Annotated in this window: 19 protein-coding genes; 15 read left to right on the top strand and 4 right to left on the bottom strand. The window is 64.2% G+C overall.

Annotated elements, in window-relative coordinates:
- Window positions 1–159: 159 nt before the first annotated feature.
- Window positions 160–6,381 (bottom strand): non-ribosomal peptide synthetase, encoded by a 6,222-nt coding sequence (locus HX792_RS28225; protein WP_176999159.1) that lies wholly within the window; start codon window positions 6,379–6,381, stop codon window positions 160–162.
- A gap of 490 nt (window positions 6,382–6,871) precedes the next feature.
- Here HX792_RS28225 and HX792_RS28220 point away from each other — a divergent pair, with 490 nt between their 5' ends.
- Together HX792_RS28220 and adeC are read left to right on the top strand one after the other, a co-directional pair.
- Complete coding sequence (locus HX792_RS28220) at window positions 6,872–7,666, top strand: helix-turn-helix transcriptional regulator (protein WP_176999158.1); 795 nt, start codon at window positions 6,872–6,874, stop codon at window positions 7,664–7,666.
- The gene (gene adeC / locus HX792_RS28215) at window positions 7,666–9,135 is read left to right on the top strand and encodes an AdeC/AdeK/OprM family multidrug efflux complex outer membrane factor (RefSeq protein ID WP_176999157.1); all 1,470 of its coding nucleotides are present in this window, start codon (window positions 7,666–7,668) and stop codon (window positions 9,133–9,135) included. The genes HX792_RS28220 and adeC overlap by 1 nt, the downstream gene beginning before the upstream one ends.
- Here adeC and hpaA read toward each other — a convergent pair.
- Window positions 9,062–9,922, bottom strand: a complete 861-nt coding sequence (gene hpaA / locus HX792_RS28210; protein WP_176999156.1) for a 4-hydroxyphenylacetate catabolism regulatory protein HpaA — start codon at window positions 9,920–9,922, stop codon at window positions 9,062–9,064. The genes adeC and hpaA overlap by 74 nt on opposite strands.
- A 129-nt stretch (window positions 9,923–10,051) precedes the next feature.
- Here hpaA and HX792_RS28205 point away from each other — a divergent pair, with 129 nt between their 5' ends.
- The 8 genes from HX792_RS28205 to hpaI all read left to right on the top strand — a co-directional run bounded on the left by HX792_RS28205 (window position 10,052) and on the right by hpaI (window position 17,433).
- Entirely contained in the window at window positions 10,052–10,717 is a 666-nt protein-coding gene (locus HX792_RS28205) for a fumarylacetoacetate hydrolase family protein (RefSeq protein WP_176999155.1), read from the top strand.
- Window positions 10,714–11,484 (top strand): fumarylacetoacetate hydrolase family protein, encoded by a 771-nt coding sequence (locus HX792_RS28200; RefSeq protein WP_176999154.1) that lies wholly within the window; start codon window positions 10,714–10,716, stop codon window positions 11,482–11,484. The genes HX792_RS28205 and HX792_RS28200 overlap by 4 nt, the downstream gene beginning before the upstream one ends.
- Before the next feature lie 5 nt (window positions 11,485–11,489).
- Window positions 11,490–12,950: a 5-carboxymethyl-2-hydroxymuconate semialdehyde dehydrogenase gene (gene hpaE / locus HX792_RS28195; protein WP_176999168.1), complete on the top strand. Its 1,461-nt coding sequence runs from the start codon at window positions 11,490–11,492 to the stop codon at window positions 12,948–12,950.
- 151 nt (window positions 12,951–13,101) lie between these two features.
- Window positions 13,102–13,959: a 3,4-dihydroxyphenylacetate 2,3-dioxygenase gene (gene hpaD, locus HX792_RS28190; protein ID WP_176999153.1), complete on the top strand. Its 858-nt coding sequence runs from the start codon at window positions 13,102–13,104 to the stop codon at window positions 13,957–13,959.
- Between the two features lie 15 nt (window positions 13,960–13,974).
- Complete coding sequence (locus HX792_RS28185) at window positions 13,975–14,370, top strand: 5-carboxymethyl-2-hydroxymuconate Delta-isomerase (RefSeq protein ID WP_176999152.1); 396 nt, start codon at window positions 13,975–13,977, stop codon at window positions 14,368–14,370.
- A 126-nt stretch (window positions 14,371–14,496) separates the two neighbouring features.
- The gene (locus HX792_RS28180) at window positions 14,497–15,801 is read left to right on the top strand and encodes an MFS transporter (RefSeq protein WP_176999151.1); all 1,305 of its coding nucleotides are present in this window, start codon (window positions 14,497–14,499) and stop codon (window positions 15,799–15,801) included.
- 11 nt (window positions 15,802–15,812) lie between these two features.
- Window positions 15,813–16,616 (top strand): 2-oxo-hept-4-ene-1,7-dioate hydratase, encoded by an 804-nt coding sequence (hpaH, locus tag HX792_RS28175; RefSeq protein WP_176999150.1) that lies wholly within the window; start codon window positions 15,813–15,815, stop codon window positions 16,614–16,616.
- Between the two features lie 16 nt (window positions 16,617–16,632).
- Window positions 16,633–17,433, top strand: a complete 801-nt coding sequence (gene hpaI / locus HX792_RS28170; RefSeq protein ID WP_176999149.1) for a 4-hydroxy-2-oxoheptanedioate aldolase — start codon at window positions 16,633–16,635, stop codon at window positions 17,431–17,433.
- 95 nt (window positions 17,434–17,528) lie between these two features.
- Here hpaI and hpaR read toward each other — a convergent pair whose 3' ends face one another.
- A complete protein-coding gene (gene hpaR, locus HX792_RS28165; RefSeq protein WP_176999148.1) occupies window positions 17,529–17,957 on the bottom strand; it encodes a homoprotocatechuate degradation operon regulator HpaR in 429 nt (142 codons plus the stop codon).
- A gap of 208 nt (window positions 17,958–18,165) precedes the next feature.
- Here hpaR and HX792_RS28160 point away from each other — a divergent pair, with 208 nt between their 5' ends.
- The 5 genes from HX792_RS28160 (at window position 18,166) to HX792_RS28140 (ending at window position 22,330) form a co-directional block, all read left to right on the top strand.
- Window positions 18,166–19,464: an FAD-binding oxidoreductase gene (locus tag HX792_RS28160; protein WP_176999147.1), complete on the top strand. Its 1,299-nt coding sequence runs from the start codon at window positions 18,166–18,168 to the stop codon at window positions 19,462–19,464.
- Window positions 19,465–19,591: 127 nt separating this feature from the next.
- On the top strand, window positions 19,592–19,957 hold the full coding sequence (locus HX792_RS28155) for a cupin domain-containing protein (protein ID WP_176999146.1): 366 nt from the start codon (window positions 19,592–19,594) through the stop codon (window positions 19,955–19,957).
- Between the two features lie 13 nt (window positions 19,958–19,970).
- On the top strand, window positions 19,971–20,792 hold the full coding sequence (locus HX792_RS28150) for a molybdenum cofactor biosynthesis F family protein (protein WP_176999145.1): 822 nt from the start codon (window positions 19,971–19,973) through the stop codon (window positions 20,790–20,792).
- Window positions 20,785–21,585 (top strand): SDR family oxidoreductase, encoded by an 801-nt coding sequence (locus HX792_RS28145; protein WP_176999144.1) that lies wholly within the window; start codon window positions 20,785–20,787, stop codon window positions 21,583–21,585. The genes HX792_RS28150 and HX792_RS28145 overlap by 8 nt, the downstream gene beginning before the upstream one ends.
- On the top strand, window positions 21,578–22,330 hold the full coding sequence (locus HX792_RS28140) for an SDR family oxidoreductase (RefSeq protein WP_371319389.1): 753 nt from the start codon (window positions 21,578–21,580) through the stop codon (window positions 22,328–22,330). Before HX792_RS28145 ends, HX792_RS28140 begins: the two co-directional genes overlap by 8 nt.
- A 107-nt stretch (window positions 22,331–22,437) precedes the next feature.
- Here the strand turns inward: HX792_RS28140 and feaR are convergent, their stop codons facing one another.
- Window positions 22,438–23,373 (bottom strand): transcriptional regulator FeaR, encoded by a 936-nt coding sequence (gene feaR / locus HX792_RS28135; RefSeq protein WP_176999142.1) that lies wholly within the window; start codon window positions 23,371–23,373, stop codon window positions 22,438–22,440.
- Between the last annotated feature and the right edge of the window lie 263 nt (window positions 23,374–23,636).

Below are 23,636 nucleotides of genomic sequence, written 5' to 3'. Positions count from 1 at the left end.
GCCGAGTGGTGGGGCAAGAGCCTTTTGCTTACTTTTGGGCTCCTCCAAAAGTGAGTCGCTGTAAGAGCGAAACCCTAAGTAGCCGTTACCACAACAACGGATATGTACACCGACAAACCGCCATCGCAGGCAAGCCAGCTCCCACAGGTGGCGCCGCAGTCAGATACGGCGCCGGCGATTGAGCTGCGGAATGGCAGTCTCAGGCACTTCCACCCGCTGCACCTGCGCCACCGTGCAAGTCGCCAATTGCGCCAGCGTCGGCTGGCTGAACAAGGTGCGCGCATCCACCTCCAACCCGGCCTTGCGCAGGCGCGCCACCAGGTTCACCGCCAGCAACGAATGCCCACCCAATTCGAAGAAGTGGTCGTGCCGCCCCACCCGCTCCAACTTCAGGACATCGGCCCAGATGCCCGACATCAAGGTTTCCACCTCGCCAACCGGCGCCTCATAAGCCCGGCTGAGCACCGACTCCAACCCCGGTTCCGGCAATGCCTTGCGGTCCAGCTTGCCCGCCGGATTCAGTGGCAGCGCCTCCAGTTGCACAAACGCCGCCGGCACCATGTATTCGGGCAATTGCTCCAGCACATGGGCACGCAACAGGTCCAACGTCGGCGCCTCCCCGCGCACGGTGAAATACGCCACCAGGCGCTCGTCCCGGATCAGTACCGTCACTTCGCGCAACGCCGGATGCGCCGCCAACCGTGACTCGATTTCCCCCAGCTCCAGGCGCACCCCGCGCAGCTTGACCTGGAAGTCATTGCGCCCGAGGAATTCAAGGTTGCCATCGGGCAGATAACGCACCAGGTCGCCGGTGCGATACAAGCGGTCGCCCTCGATAAAGGGGCTGTCGATAAAGCGCTCGGCCGTCATCTGCGCCAACCCCAGGTAACCACGGGCAACCCCCACGCCGCCGATGTGCAATTGGCCGCTGACGCCCATCGGCACCGGTGCATCGTGTTCATCGAGCACATACAGGCGCGTGTTGTGGATCGCCCGGCCAATCGGCAACTGCAACGCCGGCACCGGCGCGCCGGGCTCCAGCGTCCAGGCGCTGCTGTCCACCGTGGCTTCGGTCGGGCCGTAGACGTTATGCAAACGCACCCCTGGCAAGCGGGCTTGCACGCCCCGGGCCAGGGCTTCGGTGAGTTCGCCGCCGCCGCACAGCACGTCAGTGAGGCTGGTGCACAAGGCAGACTCTTCCAACTCAAGGAACTGCTGCAACATGGCCGGTACGAACTTGATAACGGTGATCTGCTGCTCGCGAATCACCTGCGCCAGGTAGGCCGGTTCGCGGTGGCCGTCGGGCCGCGCCAGCACCAGGCGCATGCCGTTGGTGAGCGGCCAGAACAGCTCCCACACCGAACCGTCGAAGCTGAACGGCGCACGCTGCAACAATGCGCCGCCCTCGGCATTCGGGCACAACCGGGAGCCCCAATGCATCAGGTTGCCCAGGCCGCGATGCTCGATCATCACGCCCTTGGGCGTGCCGGTGGAGCCGGAGGTGTACATCACGTAAGCCAGGTTGGCGACGCTCAGGCCCGGCACCAAGGGGTTGCCGCTGGGCGCCTGGCTCCAGGCGCAGTGGTCGAAGTCGATGACCGGGATCGATACCTCGCCCGGCAGGTCACGGGTGGCGGCGTGCACCAGCAGCGCCACCGGCTGGCTGTCTTGCAGCATGTAGGCGAGCCGTTCGCGGGGGTAGCCCGGGTCCAGCGGCACATAGGCGCCGCCGGCCTTGAGGATGGCCAGCAAGCCCACCACCAGGTCCAGCCCGCGTTCGACGCACAGCGCCACCCGGACGTCTGGCTGCACACCGCGCTCGCGCAGGTAGAAGGCGAGTCGGTTGGCGCGTTCATTGAGTTCGCGATAGGTGAGCTGCCGCTCGCCAGCCTGTACGGCAATGGCGTGGGGAGTATGCCGCGCATGGGCTTCGAACAGCGCTTGCACGGTGAGGGTGTCGGGGTAGTCGGTCTCGGTGGCGTTGAAGTCCACCAGCAGGGTGTTCAGTTCACCGGCGGGCAGCACCGGCACCTCGCGCAATGGTGTTTGCGGCGCATGCTCCAGTGCCTCCACCAGGTGGGTCAGCACGGTCTCCAGGTAGTCCAGCAGGCGCTCGGCCCCCACCTTGCGCGGGGCCTTGGCCTTGAGCAGGAAGCCGTTGGCGGTGTCGTCCACGGTGAGCATCAACGGGTAGCTGAGGATGTCTTCGCTGCTGATCAAGGCGATGCCCGGCACCAGGGTCAGGTCGCGCTCGGCGTCGGTATGGCGGTAGTTGAGCAAGCTGTTGAACAGCGGCGATGCACTGCTGCAACGCTGGGCCAGGGCCAGGGAAGCCTGCTCGTGGACCAGCAACGCACTGAGCCGCGCGTGGGTGTCGCGCAGTGCATCGGCCACGCTCTGGCCGGCCAACCGCAAGCGCAACGGCAAGGTGTTGATGAACATACCCAGGGCACGGTCGGCGCCCTCGCCCGCCTGCAAGCGGCCGAGCAATACGGTGCCGAACACCACGTCGTCGCGGCTGCTGACCCGGCCGAGCACCTGGGCCCAGGCAAGGTGGAACAGGCTGGCAACGCTGACCCCCAAGCCACGCGCCTGGCCACGCAAGCGCTGATTGAGGCTGTCACTCAATGGGCGTGCAGCCTCTTCGGTCTGCGCCCGATCCGCCTGGCGTTCCTGCAAGCCGTACGCCAGGGTCGGCTCGTCTACGTCTCCCAACTGCTCGCGGAAAAACCCCTCGTGCGCCGCTTGCCGAGCCGGAGACCGGGCCTGCACCACCACGTTGCGATACGGCACCGGCACGGGCAACTGCGCCTGCTGGCCCAGCAGGTGGGCACGGATCTCCTGCATCAGGATCGTGGTGGAGGTGGCGTCATTGACCAAATGGTGGAAGCGCAATCGCGCGATCCAGCGTTGCGCGTGGGGCTCTTCGGCATAGTCCAGGGCCATCAGCGGTGCCTGGCGCAGGTCCAGCGGCGCAGGGTGTTCGCCCATGGGTTCGACACGCAACGGCGCGGTGCGCCACACCACTTGCATCGGTTGTTCCAGGGCGTCCCAGACCAGGCTGGTGCGCAGGATATCGTGGCGGTTGATCACCTGTTGCAGGGCCTGGGCAAAAGCATCCAACTGGTCGCGGCGGGCAAAGCTGAACAGGGCCTGCTGCTGATACGGGTCGTGCTCATCGGTGATGTGGTGGTAGAGCAAGCCTTCCTGCAACGGGGCCAGCGGGTAGATGTCTTGAATGTTCGCCGCGCCGCCGGGGATGCTCGCGACAATGCGCGCCAGGCTGGCGTCGTCCGGGCTGGCCAGTTCGGTCGCCTCCACGTCGCCGGCTGCGCTCGCCGCCGCCAACGCCGCCAGGGTTGGCTGGCCGAACAGCACCTGCACATCGGCGCTCAGGCCCACCTGGCGCATGCGCTGCACCAGTTGCACGGCCAGCAACGAATGCCCGCCCAGCTCGAAGAAATGGTCATGACGACCGATCTGCTGCACCTGCAACAACTCGGCCCAGATCTCTGCCAGCAGGGTTTCCACCCCGGGGTGCGGCGCTTCATAGCGGCGGGTGACAAAGGCCTCCTGGGTCGGCGCCGGCAGGGCCTTGCGGTCGAGCTTACCGTTGGCGGTCAGCGGCAGCGTATCGAGCGCCATGTAGGCCGCCGGCAGCATGTAGTCCGGCAACGTAGCCTGCAGATGGGTACGCAGGGCTTCGATGGCCACCGGTTCACGCGGGACGAACCAGGCCAGCAATTGGCCGTCGCGGTACTGCACCACGGCTTCCTGGACCTGGGGATGGGTGGCCAGGGCGGACTCGATTTCGCCCAGTTCGATCCGCACCCCACGGATTTTCACCTGGTCGTCGTTGCGCCCCAGGTAGTCGAGGTTGCCGTCGGGCAACCAGCGCGCCAAGTCGCCGGTGCGGTACATGCGGCCCTCGTTGAAGGGGTCGTCGAGGAAGCGCTCGGCGCTGAGTTCGGGACGATTCAAGTAGCCCCGCGCCACGCCCTTGCCGCCCACATACAGCTCCCCCGCCGCGCCGATCGGCACAGGGCGCTGCTGCTCGTCGAGCAGGTACACCCGGGCATTGGCGATCGGCCCGCCAATGTGCAACGGCCGGCCGACGTCCACGCGGCCCGACGTGGCGACCACCGTGGCTTCGGTGGGGCCATAGTTGTTGATCACATCAAACGTCTGCGCCCGGGTGAAGGTGCGCAAGCGGTCGCCGCCGATCAGCAAGGTGTGCAGGGTCGGGTGTTCCAGGCGCTGGCTGAAGGCGTACTCGGCCAAGGGCGTGGGCAGGAAGCACACGTCCAGTGGCTGCGCTTGCCACCAGCCCAGCAGCGCGTCGATGTCTTCCGCACCCTCGTGAGCGGGTGGCAGGTGCAACGTCGCGCCTACGCACAATGCCGGCCAGACTTCCCAGGCCATCGCGTCAAACCCGAACCCGGCGACGCTGGCGGTGTGGCTGCCGGCGCGCAGGTGGAACGCCTGGCAGTGCCAGTCCACGAGGTTCGACACGGTGTGGTGCTCGACCATCACGCCCTTGGGCAAACCGGTGGAGCCGGAGGTGTAGATCACATAGGCCAGGTTGGACGACGTGACGGCCACCCGCGGATTGCTGCCCAGGTGGAAGATGGGGCGGTCCAGTTCGATCACCGGCACGTTCGATGCCGGCAGGCGGTGCAGCAGGTCGTGCTGGGTCAGCATCACCACCGGGGCACTGTCTTGCAGCAGGTAATTCAAGCGCTCGGCCGGATGGGCCGGGTCCACCGGTACATAGCAGGCGCCGGATTTGAGAATCGCCAGCAACCCCACCAGGGTTTCCAGGCTGCGCCGGGCCAGGATCACCACGCGGTCATCCGGTTGCACGCCGTGTTCCAGCAGGCGATGGGCCAACGCATTGGCCTGTTGATTGAGCTGGGCGTAGGTCAGGTGCCGGCCCTGATAAATCGCCGCGATGGCCTCCGGTGTACGGGCCGCCTGGGCTTCGATGCGCCCGTGCAGGGTGTGCCGCTCAGTGTTGGGTTGGGCAGTGGCGTTCCAGCGCTGCAGCAGCACCTGTTCGGCAGGCATTACGAGGGAAAACTCGCCGACTTGCAACGCGGTGTCTTCCAGCCCTTGCTCCAGCAACCAGGTAAAGCGCTGTGCCAGTGCCTGCACTTCGTCGTGCTGCAAATAGGCTTCGTTGTACACGCAATGCAGGCACGCGGTGTCCTGGTAGCGGTTGCTGCGCAAGTGGATGGCGAGGGGCAACGGTTCATGCAGGTTGGACACCTTGACCGCCCGCGCCTGGACCTGGCCGTAGCGCAGGTCATGGTCGTCCTGCTCGAACGACACCGACAGGTCGAATAACTGGCCGCGATCCGCACGGCGCAGGCCCAGCTCGCGGTTCATGTCGCTCAAGGGGAAGCGCTGATGGCGGAAGTCCTGCTTGAGCTGGTCACGCACCCCGCGCACCAGCGCGCTGAACGGCAACTGTTCGCTGAACTGAAACCGTACCGCACTGACCTGGGTGAACAGCCCGACGGTGGAGCGGAAACGTGCGTTGGAGCGATTGAGGATCGGCAGCCCCACGACCCACTCATCGCGCTGATGGGTGCGAGTGAAGTACACGTACATCGCCGCCAGCAGTACGTGGAACGCCGACGCCTGGTAACGGTTGGCCACTTGTTCCATGCGGTCGAGCAAGGCCACGGGAAAGGGTTGCACGAAGGTATTGCTGGCGGCTTGCGCGGTGTGCCGGGGAGTGAGCAACGGCTCGGGGAGCGCCTGGTATTTGTCCAGCCAATAGGCCCGGTCGCGCGCGTAGCGTGGCGACTGGTGGTAACGCTGGTCGGCCTCGATAAAGTCGACATAGGACGGCGCCAGCGACTCGGGTGGCCGCCCCTGTTCCAGGGCGGTGTACAGCCGTGCCAGGGATTGCAGCATCTGGCCGAAGCCCCAGCCATCGAGAATCAGGTGATGGGCTTGTGTGCCCAGGCGATAGTGGCTGTCATCGAGCTTGACCAGGAAAAACCGGAATAGCGGCTCGCCTTGCATGGCATAGGGTCGGGCCATGTGCGCATGCATCAGGGCCTGGGCGGCGACCTGGGGGTCGGGCAGCGCAGAAAAATCGTGCAGGGCCACTTCAGCCGGCAATTCGTCGGCAAATGTCTGCCGAGGCAGGCCATCGGCATCGCTGTGCAACTGGGTACGCAAGGCATCGTGCTTGGCGACCAGTTGCTCGATGGCGCGCTGGATCAATTCGGGCACCACCGCACCGGCGAAATCGACATAACCGCCGATGTTGTACAGCGGTGAGTCGCCTGCACGCAGTTGGTCGAGCCAGATGTCCTGTTGCGCGGCGGTGAGGGGGAAGCTGGCCGGCAGGCTGGGGAAATGCTTCATAAGATCCTTCTCATGGGGGGCAGGCACTGGCCGCGCAGGGAGGCCCATGACGGCGAAATTGCCGGATTTGAGCATGGGGGTGGGGGACTGTCTGTCACCCGAAACCCGGACATCCAAACGGATCGAAACAGGGCCTGCTGATGGTTCACTGCTGAATCGATTAAATGAGTGTAGGAAATTGGCTATATCTGGCCGATGTCGTTTTTACCGAATTGGCTCCGCATATCATTTTTATCTTTATTTTTCAGATAGTTAAAAAACTCTAAATGCCCTGAATGAAATATCTTCGGCGGAATGCGCCGTCAGAAACGTCGAATTAATGACGATGTTTTTATGGCAGTTTGTGTCCCACGTTTCCGCTACATACGTAGGACAAATCCACTGGCTAAATGCACTCTCGAGCGCCGACTCACGTTCATGAGGAACGGATCGCCCCCGCAGAGGCCCAGGGAGTCCGTTGACGGTGTTCGACTTCAAGGATGAGATGGCTATGAGTTTGACGCGCAGCATCAACAACACGGAAAGCCCGCATTTCTACGCCGAAATGGGCGAGTTGATTTCCACCAGCGGCCACGAGGATTTTGCCAGCAAGATGCTGCACCTCGTGGACAAATGGGTACCGATTCACCTGGTGGACTTGAGTGAATGGACCCTCGACGAACCTCGCGACAGCGTGCTCGACATCAAGCTGCTGGGCAGCGCCGGCCTGAACAAGGACCTGCCGATTTCCCAGACGCTGCACCCGCTCAACGACCACCCGCTGCTGCGGGAAATGCTCGGCATGCAGGACCCGCTGCTGATCCAGATGAAGGCCAAGGCCAAGAGCACGCACCTGCGCGGCACGTCGCACCAGTGCAACCTGGTGTCACGCCAGGGCAATCGGCGCTGTGTGATTTCGCTGTACCGCTTGCCGGGTCAGCGTGGGTTTTCCCTCGCGGAGCTGTCGTTTCTCAAGAGCCTGTCGGACACGCTGTTGCCGTTGATGGAACGCCACGCGCAGATCCTGCGCCAGGCGCCGCCCGCCTCCACCGAGCCGGCGCACAGTTTGCTGGAGCAGTCGCAGTTGCAACGTGAGTTCTACAAACGCTTGTCCCTCAGCGATATCACCCTGTCGGCCCGGGAGCAGGAAGTGTGCCTGGGCTTGTTGACCGGCGGCACCGTGCCGCAAATGGCGGAAAAACTCAGCGTGAAAAACAGCTCGATCGAGACCTACCTCAAGCGCGCCGCCGCCAAGTTGGGCGTGAGCGGGCGCCACGGCCTGGCCAAATGGATGGTAGGCGCCTGATGAACAGACTGACTCTCACGGGCGTTGGTCTGGCCTGGATGCTCGGCGGCTGCTCGTTGATCCCCGAGTACCAGCGCCCCGAGGCGCCGGTGCCGGCGCAGTTTCCGCAGAATGGGGTCTACCGCCTGGCGCAGGCCGGCACCATGACCGTCTCGCCGGACTGGCGCCAGCTGTTTCACGACCCGGCCCTGCAACAGTTGATCGGCGACGCATTGGCGAATAACCGTGACCTGCGAGTGGCCGCGCTGAACGTGGAAGCCTTCCAGGCGCAGTACCGGATCCAGCGCGCCGACCTGTTCCCGGCAGTGTCTGCCACGGGGGCCGGCAAGCGCCAGCGGCTGCCGGGCGATGTGACCGGTACCGGCAAGCCTGCGATCACCTCCAACTATTCCGCCACGCTGGGCATCAGCGCGTATGAGCTGGACCTGTTCGGCCGTGTGCGCAGCCTCAGCGAACAGGCGATGCTGGCTTACCTGGGCACCGAAGAAGCACGCCGCAGCGCGCAATTGAGCCTGGTGGCCAACGTCGCCAATGCCTACCTGACCTGGCGCGCTGATCAGGAATTGCTGGCCCTGGCCCAGCAGACGCTGGTCGCCAACGATCACAGCTGGCAGTTGACCAGCCGCAGCAAAAGCGCCGGCAAAGCCTCGGCGCTGGATGTGGTGCAGGCCCGTACGGCGGTCGAGAGCACCCGCGCCAGCGTGGCCCGTTATGAACGCCAGGTTGCCCAGGACCTCAACAGCCTCGCGCTGCTGGTCGGCGGTCCGGTGGATGAGCGCCTGCCGTCACGCCCGCTGGCCGATGATCTGGTAGCACGCGTGCCAGCCGGCCTGCCGTCGGACCTGCTGCAACGGCGCCCGGACATCCTGCAGGCCGAATACCAGCTGCAGGCGGCCAACGCGAACATCGGCGCGGCCCGAGCGGCATTCTTTCCGTCGATCAGCCTGACTGCCAACGCCGGCAGCACCAGCAATGAACTGTCCGGGCTGTTCAAGGGCGGCGCGGGCACCTGGACGTTCCAGCCGCAGATCAACCTGCCGATCTTCAACGCCGGCAGCCTGCGCGCCAGCCTCGACTACGCGAAGCTGCAAAAAGACATCGGCGTGGCCCAGTACGAAAAGTCCATCCAGACCGCCTTCCAGGAAGTCGCCGACGGCCTCGCTGCGCGCCAGACCTTCAACGACCAGTTGGCCGCACAGCGCGATTTCGTTGCCGCCAACCAGGCGTATTACGACCTGGCGCAACACCGCTACCGCAGTGGCGTCGACAGCAACCTGACGTTCCTCGATGCGCAGCGCTCACTGTTCACTTCTCAGCAGGCGTTGATCGTCGATCGACTGGCGCAGCTGATGGCCGAAGTGAACCTGTACACCGCGCTGGGCGGTGCGTGGGGCGTCAACCCAAGCCCGACTGCCGCAGCCGATACTCCCCCGGCGTCACCTGCGCATAACGAAGGAAAAACCGGCTGAAATACGCCGGGTCCTTGAAGCCCAGCTGGTAGCAGATCTCGTTGGCCGAGCTGCCGGTAAACAGCAGCAGGCGCTTGGCTTCCTGCATCACCCGTTCCAGGATCAAGCGCTTGGACGGCAGATCGGCCAGGCGTCGGCACACCTCATTGAGGCGCGCTTCGGTCACGCCGATCCCCTCGGCGTAGCGCGCCAGTGGCCAGTGTTCCAGGTAATGGGCCTCGATCAGTTCGTTGAAACGATGAAAGATGCGCAGGTCTTCGTGCCGCGTCGGGCGTGACGGCAAGGAATGGGCGCACAGGCGCAGCAGGCGAATCATGATCAGCCGCGTGAGGCTGTCCAGGGCGGCGGCGCGCCCGGGCCGCTGGGCGTTGATCTCTTCGTTCAAGTCTTCGAACAGCGCATCCAGGCCCTGGTCACCGGCCGTCAGCGCCACGCAGGCGGCGCCGGAGGCCAGACTGGAGTCGGCGTCGATCAAGGCCCATACCAATTGCTGGCGCACCGTCAGCACATGGCCGTCGGCGTCCGCTTCGGTGACAAACGCGTGGGGCACGGTGGGCGGCGTGAGAAAAAACATTGGCCCCGATTCCACAAACTGGCGGTCATCCAGATACACCCGCACCGCGCCGCTCTTCACGTAATGCACCTGGAAAAACCGGTCATGCCGATGCACGGGCATGTTGCGCCCAAAAAACCCTGCCAGGTTGCCGAGCTTGTCGTAATGCACCTCGGCGTCGCTGTAACGCTGGTCGTAGACCTGCCCGATGTTGATGTTGGGAATCGGCTGCACGCTGCCCCCCTTGTTGTTATTTGAATGCTGCTGGATTTTGCCACGCTTGACGGTAGTTAACATATTAATTATAACGTTAACACATTAACGAACTGCCTATGCAGCAGTCGCCACCGCCAGGAGAAACGCATGAGCCGTACCCTGCATGATGTTGCCAACGGCACCCTGTTCGGCGTTGCGCTGAACTACCAGGGCCTGCTGGATCAGCATCTCGCCGCCTTCCAGCAGGCGCCCTACCAGAAGCCGCCCAACAAGCCGGTGCTGTTTATCAAGACCCCGAATACCCGCAACGAACACGCTGGCGTGGTGTTGCACCCACAGGGCGAGCGCCTGCAACCCGGCCCGGCGCTGGGTGTGGTGATCGGCGAACGCGCCAGCCGTGTCAGCCTGGAAAATGCCATGGCCCATGTGGCCGGCTATGTGGTGGTCAACGAGTTCAGCCTGCCGGAAGACAGCTACTACCGCCCTGCCGTCAAAGCCAAATGCCGCGATGGGTTCTGCGTGCTGGGGCCGCAACTGGTTCCACGCGATCAGGTGGCAAACGCCAATCAGTTGAGCCTGAAACTGTGGGTCAACGGTGAACTGCGCCAGGAAAACTCCACCGCCAATTGGGTGCGAGACATCCCGCAGTTGATCGCCGAAATCAGCGAGTTCATGACCCTGCACCCTGGCGACGTGCTGATCACCGGCACGCCCGAAGGCCGCGTGGATGTTCTGCCCGGCGACAAGGTTGAAGTCGAGATCAGCGGCGTCGGCCGCCTCGTGAGCCATATCCAAGCGGAGACCCCAGCATGAAACACGCCCGCATCCGCTATGAAAATGAAATCCACGCCGTGACGGTCGAGACCGACAACGCCGTGCGCCTGAGCGACGGCCGCCTGCTCGCCGAGGACCAGGTCGAGTGGCTGCCTCCCGCCACCGGCTCCATGTTCGCCCTGGGCTTGAACTACGCCGACCACGCCGCCGAACTGGCCTTCACCCCACCGACCGAGCCGCTGGCCTTCATCAAGTCCGTCGGCACCTACACCGGCCACCGCCAGGTCACCTGGCGCCCGGACAACGTCGCCTACATGCACTACGAGTGCGAGTTGGTGGCGGTCATCGGCAAGGCCGCGCGCAACGTCAAGCGTGCCGACGCCCTGGACTACCTGGCCGGCTACACCCTGTGCAACGACTACGCGATCCGCGACTACCTGGAAAACTACTACCGCCCCAACCTGCGCGTGAAAAACCGCGACGCCACCACCCCGGTCGGTCCGTGGATTGTCGACGTGGCGGATGTGCCCGACGCCAGCAACCTGACCCTGCGCACCTGGATCAACGGTGAGCTGCGCCAGGCAGGCAGCACCCGCGACATGATTTTCGATATCCCCTACCTCATCGAATACCTGTCGAGCTTCATGACCCTGCAACCCGGCGACATGATCGCCACTGGCACCCCCGAAGGCCTGGCCGATGTGGTGCCCGGCGATGAAGTGGTGGTGGAAGTCGAAGGCGTGGGCCGCCTGGTCAACCGAATTGTCAGCGAGGCGGACTTTTTCTCCGCCCGGAAAGAGGCGTGAGCGACATGATCAAACACTGGATCAACGGCCGCGAGGTCGAGAGCAAAGACGTATTCATCAACTACAACCCGGCCACCGGCGAAGCCATTGGCGAAGTGGCCAGCGGCGGCGCAGAAGAAGTCGCGCAAGCGGTAGCGGCCGCGAAAGAGGCATTCCCGAAGTGGGCCAACACCCCGGCCAAGGAACGCGCACGCCTGATGCGCAAGCTCGGTGAACTGATCGAGCAGAACGTGCCACGCCTGGCCGAACTGGAAACCCTCGACACCGGCCTGCCGATCCACCAGACCAGGAACGTGCTGATCCCCCGCGCGTCACACAACTTCGATTTCTTCGCCGAAGTCTGCACACGCATGGACGGCCACAGCTACCCGGTGGACGACCAGATGCTCAACTACACCCTGTACCAGCCGGTGGGGGTGTGTGGGCTGGTGTCGCCGTGGAACGTGCCGTTCATGACCGCCACCTGGAAGACCGCGCCGTGCCTGGCCCTGGGCAACACCGCGGTGTTGAAGATGTCGGAACTCTCGCCATTGACCGCCAACGAGCTGGGGCGTTTGGCGGTAGAAGCCGGGATTCCCAACGGCGTGCTCAACGTGATCCAGGGCTACGGCGCCACGGCCGGTGATGCGCTGGTGCGCCACCCTGACGTGCGGGCGATCTCCTTTACCGGTGGCACCGCCACCGGCAAGAAGATCATGCAGACCGCCGGCTTGAAGAAGTACTCCATGGAACTGGGCGGCAAGTCGCCGGTGCTGATCTTCGAAGACGCCGACCTGGAACGCGCCCTCGACGCCGCGCTGTTCACTATCTTTTCCCTGAACGGCGAACGCTGCACCGCGGGCAGCCGCATCTTCATCCAGGAAAGTGTCTACCCGCAGTTCGTCGCCGAGTTTGCCGCCCGCGCCAAACGCTTGATCGTGGGTGACCCGCAAGACCCGAACACCCAGGTCGGCTCGATGATCACCCAGGCGCATTACGACAAGGTCACCGGCTACATCAAGATCGGCCTCGAAGAAGGCGCCACCCTGCTCGCCGGTGGCCTGGAGCGCCCGGCCAACCTGCCGGCGCACCTGAGCCGTGGCCAGTTCATCCAGCCGACGGTATTTGCCGACGTGAACAACAAGATGCGCATCGCCCAGGAAGAGATCTTTGGCCCGGTGGTGTGCCTCATCCCGTTCAAGGACGAGGCCGAAGCCCTGCAACTGGCCAACGACACCGAATACGGCCTGGCCTCGTATATCTGGACCCAGGACATCGGCAAGGCCCACCGCCTGGCGCGCGGAATCGAAGCCGGCATGGTATTTATCAACAGTCAGAACGTGCGCGACCTGCGCCAGCCATTCGGCGGGGTCAAGGGCTCCGGCACCGGCCGTGAAGGCGGCCAGTACAGCTTCGAAGTGTTCGCCGAGATCAAGAACGTGTGCATTTCCATGGGCAGCCATCACATCCCGCGGTGGGGCGTGTAACCCGGCACATGCACACCCCTTGTAGGAGCCGGCTTGCCGGCGATGCAAACGACGCGGTGCGTCAGGCACATCCGGTTGATGCCATCGCCGGCAAGCCGGCTCCTACAGGTCCCATTTGGCCGTACAAGAATAATTATTCAGGAGAATCATCATGGGCGAAGTGGTCCTGGCGGCGAAGATCTGCCACGTACCGTCGATGTACCTGTCGGAACTGCCCGGCAAGCATCACGGCTGTCGCGAAGCGGCAATTGCCGGGCACAAGGAAATCGGCCGGCGTGCCCGCGAGCTGGGCGCCGATACCGCCGTGGTGTTCGACGTGCACTGGCTGGTCAACAGCGGTTACCACGTCAACTGCGGCGAACAGTTCCAGGGCACCTACACCAGCAACGAGCTGCCCCACTTCATCAAGAACATGGACTACGCCTACCCCGGCTGCCCCGAGCTGGGCGAGTTGATCGCCGCCGAAGCCAACGAAGCCGGCGTGCGCAGCATGGCCCACAACATCCCGAGCCTGGAGCTGGAATACGGCACTCTGGTGCCCATGCGCTACATGCACATGGGCGTGCCGGAAGATGAAAAATTCAAGGTCATCTCCATCGCCGCCTGGTGCGCCTGGCATCGCCTGGAAGACAGCTTTGCGTTTGGCGCCGCCGTGCGCCGGGCCATCGAGAAGAGTGATCGCAAGGTGCTGGTGCTGGCTTCCGGTTCGTTGTCCCACCGTTTTTCGGACGACCGCCAGGCCGAGGCGAATATCCATAACTGGACCCGCGAATTCGACAAGCAGGTGGACCTGCACGTGGTGGAGATGTGGAAGCAAGGCCGCTTCAAGGAGTTTTGCGCGATGCTGCCCGACTACGCCGAGCACTGCTTCGGCGAGGGCAAGATGCACGACACCGCCATGCTCCTGGGGCTGCTCGGCGGGCCGGAGTACGCCAAGCCGGCCGAGATCATCACGCCGCCGTTCGGCAGCTCGGGCACCGGCCAGATCAACGCGATTTTCCCGCTGTAACCCTGGGAGAAACCCATGCCGCACTTTATCGCCGAGTACACCGACAACATCGAACAACAGGCCGACCTGCCCGGCCTGTTTGAAAAGGTCCACCACGTGCTGGGAGACAGTGGCGTGTTCCCCCTGGGTGGTATTCGCAGCCGAGGCGTGCGCCTGGACACCTGGCGCATGGCCGACGGCAAACACGACTACGCCTTTGTGCACATGACCCTCAAGGTCGGCCATGGCCGCGACCTGCCCACGCGCCAGGCGGTGGCCGAGGCGGTGTTCGCGGCGATCACCGCGCACTTCGCTGAACTCCAGGCACAACGCTTGCTCGCGCTGTCGTTCGAGATGGTCGAGCTGCACCCGCAGCTCAACTTCAAGCAGAACAATGTGCACGCCTTCCTGAGCCAACACACCCCCTTGTAGGAGCTGGCTTGCCAGCGATCGCGGTACAGCCGGCACATCGATGCTGAAGCTACCGACGCTATCGCCGGCAAGCCGGCTCCTACAGGGATTTGCATCCACGGCCTCTCAGACAAAAAGTACAACATCATGAGCACAGCCCACACCACGGCCAGCCGCGTGCTGGCCGAGCACGACCGCACCCATCGTTTAGTCACCTGGCGCCTGATGCCCCTGTTGCTGGTGTGCTACCTGTTCGCCCATCTGGACCGCATCAACATCGGCTTCGCCAAGATGCAGATGAGCAGCGACCTGCATTTCAGCGACACGGTCTACGGCTTTGGCGCCGGCCTGTTTTTCATCGCCTACGCGCTGTTCGGCGTGCCCAGCAACCTGGCGCTGGACCGCGTCGGGCCAAGACGCTGGATCGCCAGCCTGATGGTGGTGTGGGGCCTGTTGTCCACCGGCATGCTGTGGGTGGAGAGCGCCCGTGGCTTCTACGTGCTGCGCTTTTTGCTGGGGGTGGCCGAGGCCGGGTTTTTCCCGGGGATCCTGGTGTACCTGAACCGCTGGTACCCGGCACGCCGCCGCGCCCAGGTCACCGCCTTGTTCGCCATCGCCGTGCCCATGGCCGGCGTGCTGGGCGGGCCGTTGTCCGGGGCGATCCTGGAGCACTTCCATGAGGTGGGCGGCCTGCGCGGCTGGCAGTGGATGTTCCTGATCGAAGGTATGCCGGTGGTGCTGCTGGGGCTGGTGGTACTCAAGGGGTTGCCGGACAGTTTCGATTCGGTGCACTGGCTGACCGCCGAGCAAAAGCGGCAACTGGGTACCCAACTGCGCAGCGAAGAACAACGCAAGACCATCACCTCGTTCGGCGGCATCCTGCGCGACCCGCAAGTGTGGTTGCTGGTGGCGGTGTATTTCGCGGTGATGCTGGCGGTGAACACCCTGGCGTTCTGGATGCCCACGCTGATCCACGGCGCCGGTATCGGCCGCGACAGCCAGGTGGGGCTGCTCAGCGCCGTGCCGTACCTGGCCGGGTGTTTCTTCATGATCGGCTGCGGGCGTTCGTCCGACCGCCATCGCGAACGTCGCTGGCACCTGTGCGTGCCGCTTCTGATGGCCGCCGTCGGCATCGCCGTGGCCGGCCTGGCACCGCACAACCCGCTGCTGGTGATGGGCGGGCTGGTGGTGGCCGGCATGGGCGCCAGCGCCGCATTGCCGATGTTCTGGCAACTGCCCCCGGCATTTCTATCGGACACCACCCAGGCAGCCGGCATCGCCATGATCAGTTCGTTTGGCAGCGTCGCCGCGTTCCTCGCGCCCTACCTGATCGGCTGGATGCGCGACGCCACCCAGAGCGCCAGCCTGGCCCTCTACGTACTCGCCCTGTTTATCGCCCTCGGCGGCTTGCTGGTGCTGCGCACCCACGCCGCCATCGTCAACCCACACTAAGGACCGTCGCCATGCTCGACTCCCAGCAAATCCTCGCCGCCGCTGCCCAGCTGGACCGCGCCGAACGCAGCCGCGAACAGGTGCGCCAGTTTTCCCTCGACTACCCCGGCATCACGATTGAGGACGCCTACGCGATCCAGCGCGCCTGGGTCGCGCAGAAGATCAAGGACGGACGCACGTTGAAGGGCCACAAGATCGGCCTCACCTCCCGGGCCATGCAGGTGTCGTCGAACATCACCGAACCGGATTACGGCGCGCTACTCGATGACATGTTCTTTGACGAAGGCAGCGACATCCCCTTCGAGCGCTTCATCGTGCCAAGGGTGGAAGTGGAGCTGGCATTCATCCTCGGAAAACCGCTCAAGGGCCCAAACTGCACGGTGTTCGACGTGCTCGACGCCACCGAATGGGTGATCCCCGCACTGGAGATCATCGACGCGCGCATCCAGCAGGTCGACCCGCAGACCAACGCCACGCGCAAAGTGTTCGACACCATCTCCGACAACGCTGCCAATGCCGGTGTGGTGCTGGGCGGCCGTGCGGTACGGCCTACCGAGATCGACCTGCGCAAAGTGCCGGCCGTGCTGTACCGCAACGGCGTGATCGAGGAGTCCGGCGTGTCGGCGGCGGTGCTCAACCACCCGGCCAAGGGGGTGGCCTGGCTGGCGAACAAGCTGGCACCCTACGACGTGACCCTGCTGCCCGGGCAGGTGATTCTCGGCGGCTCCTTTACACGCCCGGTCGCGGCCCGCCCCGGCGACACCTTCCACGTCGACTACGACTTGCTCGGCTCGATTGCCTGCCGCTTCGTCTAACCCCAGGAGGTTTGTCATGGACATGCCCATCAACCGCTTCAAGCAGCGCCTGCACAACGGCGAGGTGCAGATCGGCCTGTGGCTCGGCCTCGCCGATGCGTACTGCGCGGAGCTGGCCGCCAACGCCGGGTTTGACTGGTTGCTGATCGACGGTGAACACGCGCCCAATCAGCTGCCAGGCATGCTCGCCCAGTTGCAGGCCGTGGCGCCCTACCCCAGCCAGGCGCTGATTCGCCCGGTGATCGGCGACAGTGCGTTGATCAAGCAACTGCTGGATATCGGCGCCCAGACCCTGCTGGTGCCCATGGTCGAAAGCGCCGCCCAGGCCCGCGAGCTGGTGCGCGCCATGCGTTACCCGCCCCAGGGGATTCGAGGGGTGGGCAGTGCCTTGGCGCGAGCTTCGCGCTGGAACAGCATCCCCGGTTACCTCGACCAGGCGGATGAACAGATGTGCCTGCTGGTGCAGATCGAGAACCGCGAAGGCCTGGCGAACCTCGATGAGATTGCTGCCGTGGACGGCGTGGACGGCGTGTTCATCGGCCCCGCGGATTTGAGCGCGTCGATGGGGCACCGGGGTAATCCGGGGCATCCCGAAGTGCAGGCGGCGATTGAGGATGCCATCGGGCGCATCGTGCAGTCGGGCAAGGCGGCGGGGATCCTCAGTGCCGATGAAAGCCTGGCGCGGCGCTACATTGAGTTGGGCGCGACGTTTGTGGCAGTGGGTGTGGACACCACGGTGTTGATGCGCGGGTTGCAGGCGCTGGCAGGGAAATTCAAGGGCACTCCCGAGGCCAACCACAGCGGTGGTGTGTACTGAGCCCCCCCCTGTAGGAGCCCGGCTTGCCGGCGATGGCGCCCTCAAGATTGCCATCGCCGGCAAGCCGGGCTCCTACAGGGATGGGTGGTGTTGATTCAGCGCTTGAGGTTGATGTTTTTCAGGTCATCCAACAGGCCCAGCAGGGTCTGCAATTTCTCTTCGCCCAACTGATCCTGCAAGCGCTGGTAGTTGCCTTCCATGCACTGGCTCATGGACTCGAAACTCGCCTTGCCCTTGTCGGCCAGGGTCACCAGCACGCGGCGCTGGTCTTGCTCGGCCTTGCGCCGGTGCACCATGCCGGCGGTCTCCATGCGCACCAGCACGCCGGTCATGCTCGGCTTGAGGATGCAGGCCAGTTCGGCCAGCTGGTAAATCTCCAGCTCACCGTGTTGTTCAAGGATGCGGATGATGCGCCATTGCTGTTCGGTCAGGCCGTGTTCGTTCAAGGACGGGCGGAAAAAACTCATCGCGGCCTCGCGTGCTTGCAGCAAGGCCAGGGTCAGGGACTGTCGAGGTTTGGGCATAGGGATCAGGGTCACGGGGTATTTAGTTAATAATTTAACGAAACTCTAGCATTCCCTGCCCGCGAGCGCGCTATAACTTGTCTGTCGCTGCGCCCCCTGGCGCGCTGAATCAAAAGCCTGGGCAGGCAGGATCAAGACTTCTCATCCGCCAGGGCCCCTAATGGAGGCATCCGCTTTAGAGCCTTCCTTCACTTTTTCAGGCTGCGCCATGATCAACATCGAAACCCCCACGTATTACACCGCCACCAAGAAATACAACCTCAGCTTCCCCACCCTGGAACAGGATATCGACGCCGACGTGGTGGTGATCGGCGGCGGTTTCTCCGGCATCAACACGGCCCTGGAACTGGCGGAAAAAGGCATCACCAACATCGTGGTGCTCGAAGCGCGTTACCTGGGCTTTGGCGGCACCGGTCGCAATGGCGGGCAGATCATGGCGGGCATCGGCCATGACCTGGAGAAGATCAAGAAGGATGTGGGTGAAGACGGCCTGCGCCAGGTGTTCGAGATCAGCGACCTGGGCGCGGACATCATCAAGAACCGCATCGCCAAGTACAACATCGACGCGGACTTCTGCCACGGCTATGGCTACATGGGCTTCAACGCCCGCCAGGAAAAAACCCTGCGCGCCTGGGAGAAGGACTTCAAGTCGATCAACAGCCAGCACGAGATCCGCTTTCTCGGCGGCTCCGACGTGCAGCAGATCATCGGTTCCAAGGCCTACAGCAGCGCCCTGCTGCACATGGGCGGCGGCCATGTGCACTCGCTGAACCTGCTGCTGGGCGAAGCCACCGCGCTCGCCAGCCATGGCGTGCGGATCTTCGAGAACAGCCCGGCGCTGGAAGTCAGCTATGGCGAACGCATCACCGTGCGTACCGGACGGGGTTCGGTGCGCGCCAGCAAGTTGCTGTGGGCCTGCGACAGTTTCCTCAACAAGCTGGAGCCGGAGCTGCACCGCTCGACCATCAACACCTATGCGTTCCAGATGATGACCGAGCCATTGTCCGAGGAACTGATCCAGCGCATCAGCCCGATTCGCGGGGCCTACAGCGACATCCGCCCGGTGATCGATTACTACCGCGTCACCAACGAGAACCGCCTGCTGTTTGGCGCCGCCACACCGCTGGTGGAGCACATTCCCGGCGACCTCAAGGCGTGGAACCGCCACCTCATGCTGAAGATCTTCCCCTACCTCAAGGACGTGAAAATCGACCTGGCCTGGGGCGGCCCGATGGCGTGCAGCCCCAACCTTTTCCCGCAGATCGGCACCTTGCCGGGGCGCAGCAATGCGTTTTTCGTGCAGGGCTATTCCGGCTTTGGCGTAACCCCCAGCCACATCATCTGCAAGGTGCTGGCCGAAGGCATGAGCGAAGGCTCGGCGCGTTATGACCTGGTCAGCTCGATCCATCGCCCGACCATCCTCGGCAAAGACGCCATCCGCCCGCTGTTGCTGACGGCGGGCAAATCCTGGCACCAGCTTTCCGGCTACTGGAACGGGCGCCGCTGACCCTACACCCACGTCCCTGTAGGAGCCGGCTTGCCGGCGATGGCGATTTCAAAGACGCCATCGCCGGCAAGCCCGCTCCTACAGAGCGGATTTCTGCACATTCATTTATTCATCAGGAGCAACTGCCATGACCCTTACGACCCTCAAGCACAATGTCCAACTCGCTGAACTCGACGCCTGGGGCACCGTGGCCGACCTCGGCTCGGAGATCCTCGAAGGCGAAGTGCGTGCCTTCGGCAAGATGACCTTCGGCGCGCCCACCGACCCGGTCAGCAGCGCCTATTTCGGCACCACCCAGGGCAAGTTCCGCATGGTCTATCCGTTCACCGAACAGGCCACCGTGGTCACCGGCGAAGTGCTGCTGACCGACGAATCCACCGGCCAGACCACGCGCTATAAGGCTGGTGACAGCTGGTTCGTGACCAAGGGCACGCCGGTGCTGTGGGACGTGGTCAGCGAGAGCTTCGTCAAACACTACTTCGCCGTCGTGTAAGGGAGGCGCAGCCATGAGCACTTCTTCCGACTGGATCACCGTAGGGGCGCTGGCCGACGGTTTCGCGCCGGACGCATTCATCCTGCCCAACCTCGCCGACCTGGCGGGCCAGACCTTCACCCTGCACTTCGCCAATGGCTGGCAGATCGAACACCGCTTCGAGCCGGACCGCCTGGCCTGGCACGCCGCTGACGGGCATTCCACAGGCAGCGCAACGTACCGCGCCACCTCGATCCGCCCGGGCCTGTACCTGGTGGATTTCATCAAGCACGAGGTCGGGCACAGCTGGTCGATCAGCCTGGTGCTGGACACGCCGAACGCCTCCTTCACCGCAGTGATCGGGCGCCTGCCGGATCAAGCCGACACCCACGAAGGCCTCTACCACCGCGCCCTCGCCGGCAAGCCGCTGACGTCAGTGGAGGTCGATTTCCTGCACGGCAGCCTCGACCGGCCGTGGCAGGCCGGCCATTGCTTGCACGCGCCCACCGATGAACTGGTGGGCCTGCACAACCGTTATCGCTACAGCCCCAGCGAGGTCTACGAGCACATCTACCTTAACGAGCGCTTCTACGCCTGGCAGTGCCTCAAGGGCGTGGAGCAAGGCCTGTGCGACACCGACCGCTGCCATTACTACAAGATCGCCGACCAGCTGTACCTGTTCGTGTGGCAAGAGAAGATCGTGCCCACCCTCGGCCTGGTGCTGATCGACCTGCAGCAGCACCGCAGCGACGGCAAGATCTTCGGCTACGCCGGGGCGTCGTTCGATGCGCTGTCGAACTTCCCGGTGAGTTCCTATTGCCAGGTGCTCAACCGCACGGAATACCCCCGTGACTGAGCCGCGCACGGTGGTGATCACGGGCGCCGGCACGGGCATCGGCGCGGCCTGTGCCCGGCTGTATGCCGAAGAAGGCGCGCAGTTGGTGCTGCTCGGCCGCCGCCGTGAACCGCTGGAACAGGTGGCGCAAGACACGGGCGGCCTGATCCTGGTGGGTGACGCGGCTTGTCCGGCCACATGGGAGGGGTTTATCGACCAGATTCGCGAACGGTACGGGCGTCTCGATGTGCTGCTGGCCTGTGCCGGCGGCCATGGCCTGGGCAGCGCCACCCAGACCAGCCCGTCCACCTGGGAAGGCGCCCTGCGCAGCAACCTCGACAGCGCGTTCTACAGCGCCCGCGCCTGCCTGCCGCTGTTGCAGGAAAGCGCGGGCAACATCGTGCTGATCGGCTCCATCGCCTCGTTGGCGGCGGGCCCGGAAGTGTGCGGCTATACCACGGCCAAGCATGCACTGCTCGGGCTCAATCGTTCCCTGGCCCGGGATTACGGGCCGCACGGCGTGCGGGTGAACGCGGTGTGCCCGGGCTGGGTACGCACGCCCATGGCGGACGCGGAAATGCAGCCGTTGAGGGACGCCTATGGCGATACCTTGCAGCAGGCCTATGCCCGGGTCTGTGCCGATGTACCGTTGCGCCGGGCGGCCAGTGCCGACGAGATTGCCAAGGTGTGTCGCTTCCTGGCCTCCCGTGATGCGTCGATCATCACCGGGGCGACGTTGGTGGCAGACGGTGGTTCAAGCATCGTCGACGTGCCGACACTGGCCTTCGCTCACTTGGAGAATGCCCATGAATGACCTGGATTTCAGCGGGCACGTGGTGCTGGTGACCGGCGGCGCCCAAGGCATCGGCCGCGGCATCGTCGAGGCGTTTGCCAGGCGTGGCGCCCGGGTGGTGATTGCCGACCGGCTGCTCGCGCAGGCCCAGGACGTGGCCGTCGAGCTGTCAGCCCGGGGCTGTCGCGTCGAGGCGGTGGGGGTCGACCTGGCCGACTCGCAGGCGGTGGTTGAGTGCGTTCAGCGCCTGCCGCAGTTGGACATCCTGGTGCACAACGCCGGGTATTTTCCGCTGACGGCGTTTGAAGACATTACCCCGGAGATCCTGCAACGGACGTTGGCGGTCAACCTGTCGGCGCTGTTCTGGCTGACCCAGGCGGCCTTGCCGGCGTTTCGCGAACAGGGCCGGGGTTGTGTGCTGGTCACCTCGTCGGTGACCGGCAACCGTGTCGGTTACCCCGGGCTCAGTCATTACGCGGCGTCCAAGGCCGGGGTCAACGGGTTTATCCGCAATGCGGCGCTGGAACTGGCGCCGTTGCATGTGCGGGTCAACGGTGTGGAACCGGGCATGATCGCCACGCCGGCGATGGGCAATCTGGGCGATGTGGCGTTGAATGACACCATTGCCAGCCGCGTGCCGCTGGGGCGCTTGGGCGCGGCAGCGGACATTGCCGGCGCCATGCTGTTCCTGGCCTCCGACCTCGCCAGCTACATCACCGGGCAGACCCTGGTGGTGGACGGCGGCGCGACCCTCCCCGAAGTCTGAAAACTCCCCCCCGTAGGAGCCGGCTTGCCGGCGATGAGGCCCTTGAGATCAACGTTGTTCTCACGGCCGCCATCGCCGGCAAGCCGGCTCCTACATTGGGCAGGCGGTCAGACTGCTTGTAGCCGGCTCGACCGGAAATCCTTCGGCGACACCTCGAACTGCTTCTTGAACGACCGGCTGAAATGCGCCGAGTCGGTAAAGCCCCATTTGTAGGCAATCGAGGTGATCGACTCGCTGCGCAGGAACGGGTTGGTCAGGTCATCCGCGCTGCGCTTGAGGCGTGCGCGCTGGATGTAGCGGCAGACGCTGTCGTCCTGCTCCTCGAACAAGCGGTACAGGTGCCGCACCGAGATATTCAAACGGTTGGCCAGGCCGATTGGGCTCAAGCCTGGTTGGCTGAGGGACTCATCAATGACCTTCTGCACGTAGCTGCGCAGGTTGTTGCCCTGCAGCGCCGCCACGCCCTCGCGGCACTCATCGCCCTGCTCCAGGGCCGAGCCCAGCAGCGAGACGAAGGCGCTTTGCAGCGCTTCCACTTCGCCGGCGCCGTCTGCGGTGTCGTCCTTGCACAGTTGGTCCATCAGCACGTGCAGCATGCGCCCGCAGGCTTTGGTCGAGGAGATCTTGCCGAAGGCGCGTGCATCGCCGCCCAGGTGTTTGCACACGTCGGCGCGGGACAGCGACAGGGAGGCGTGTTCGATCAGGCCGAAGGGGGTGATTTCGATGGAGCCTACCGAGTCCATCAGCAGCATTTCGCCGGGGGCCAGTTGCAGGGTCTGGCCGTTTTGTACGATCTGGGAGTAACCGCTGCGTTGGCTGACCAGGAAGCAGTCCTGGTCGTTGTCGTGGTCGGCGTGGTGCGCGGGGCGTTTGATCAGCCCGGCATTAGTGCGCAGGATGGCCAGGCCGCGTGGGAGGTCGCGGATTTCGCCGATGAACAGGGAGCGGTTGAAGGCCAGTTCGGTGTCGAAGTAACCGCAGGCGGCGCGCAGGTCGCGGTTCCAGGTGTCGAGCCCGTCGTGTGCATGCTGGGGGATGCTCATGGGGTGTCTCCGCAGTGGCTTCTTTTTGTTGTTCTGGTGCAATAGTTAACATGTTATCTATATGCGTGCAAGAACATCGTGGTTGGGGGGTGTAGAAGCACTATTGATGCCAATCGGTGGGGGATCAAACGGGTTGCATCGGATCATTAAACTGTAGGAGCCGGCTTGCCGGCGATGGCGGTCTCTCGGGTGTCGGGGGGCTTCGGACGGGGTACATATCCGTTGCTGCGGTAACGGCTGATATTGGTTCCGCCCTTACGGCG

Origin of the sequence: Pseudomonas sp. B6002, from assembly GCF_013385985.1 — a bacterium.
Lineage (GTDB): Bacteria > Pseudomonadota > Gammaproteobacteria > Pseudomonadales > Pseudomonadaceae > Aquipseudomonas.
The sequence above is the reverse complement of the archived record's forward strand: the minus strand, read 5'-3'. Positions and strand labels throughout refer to the sequence as shown.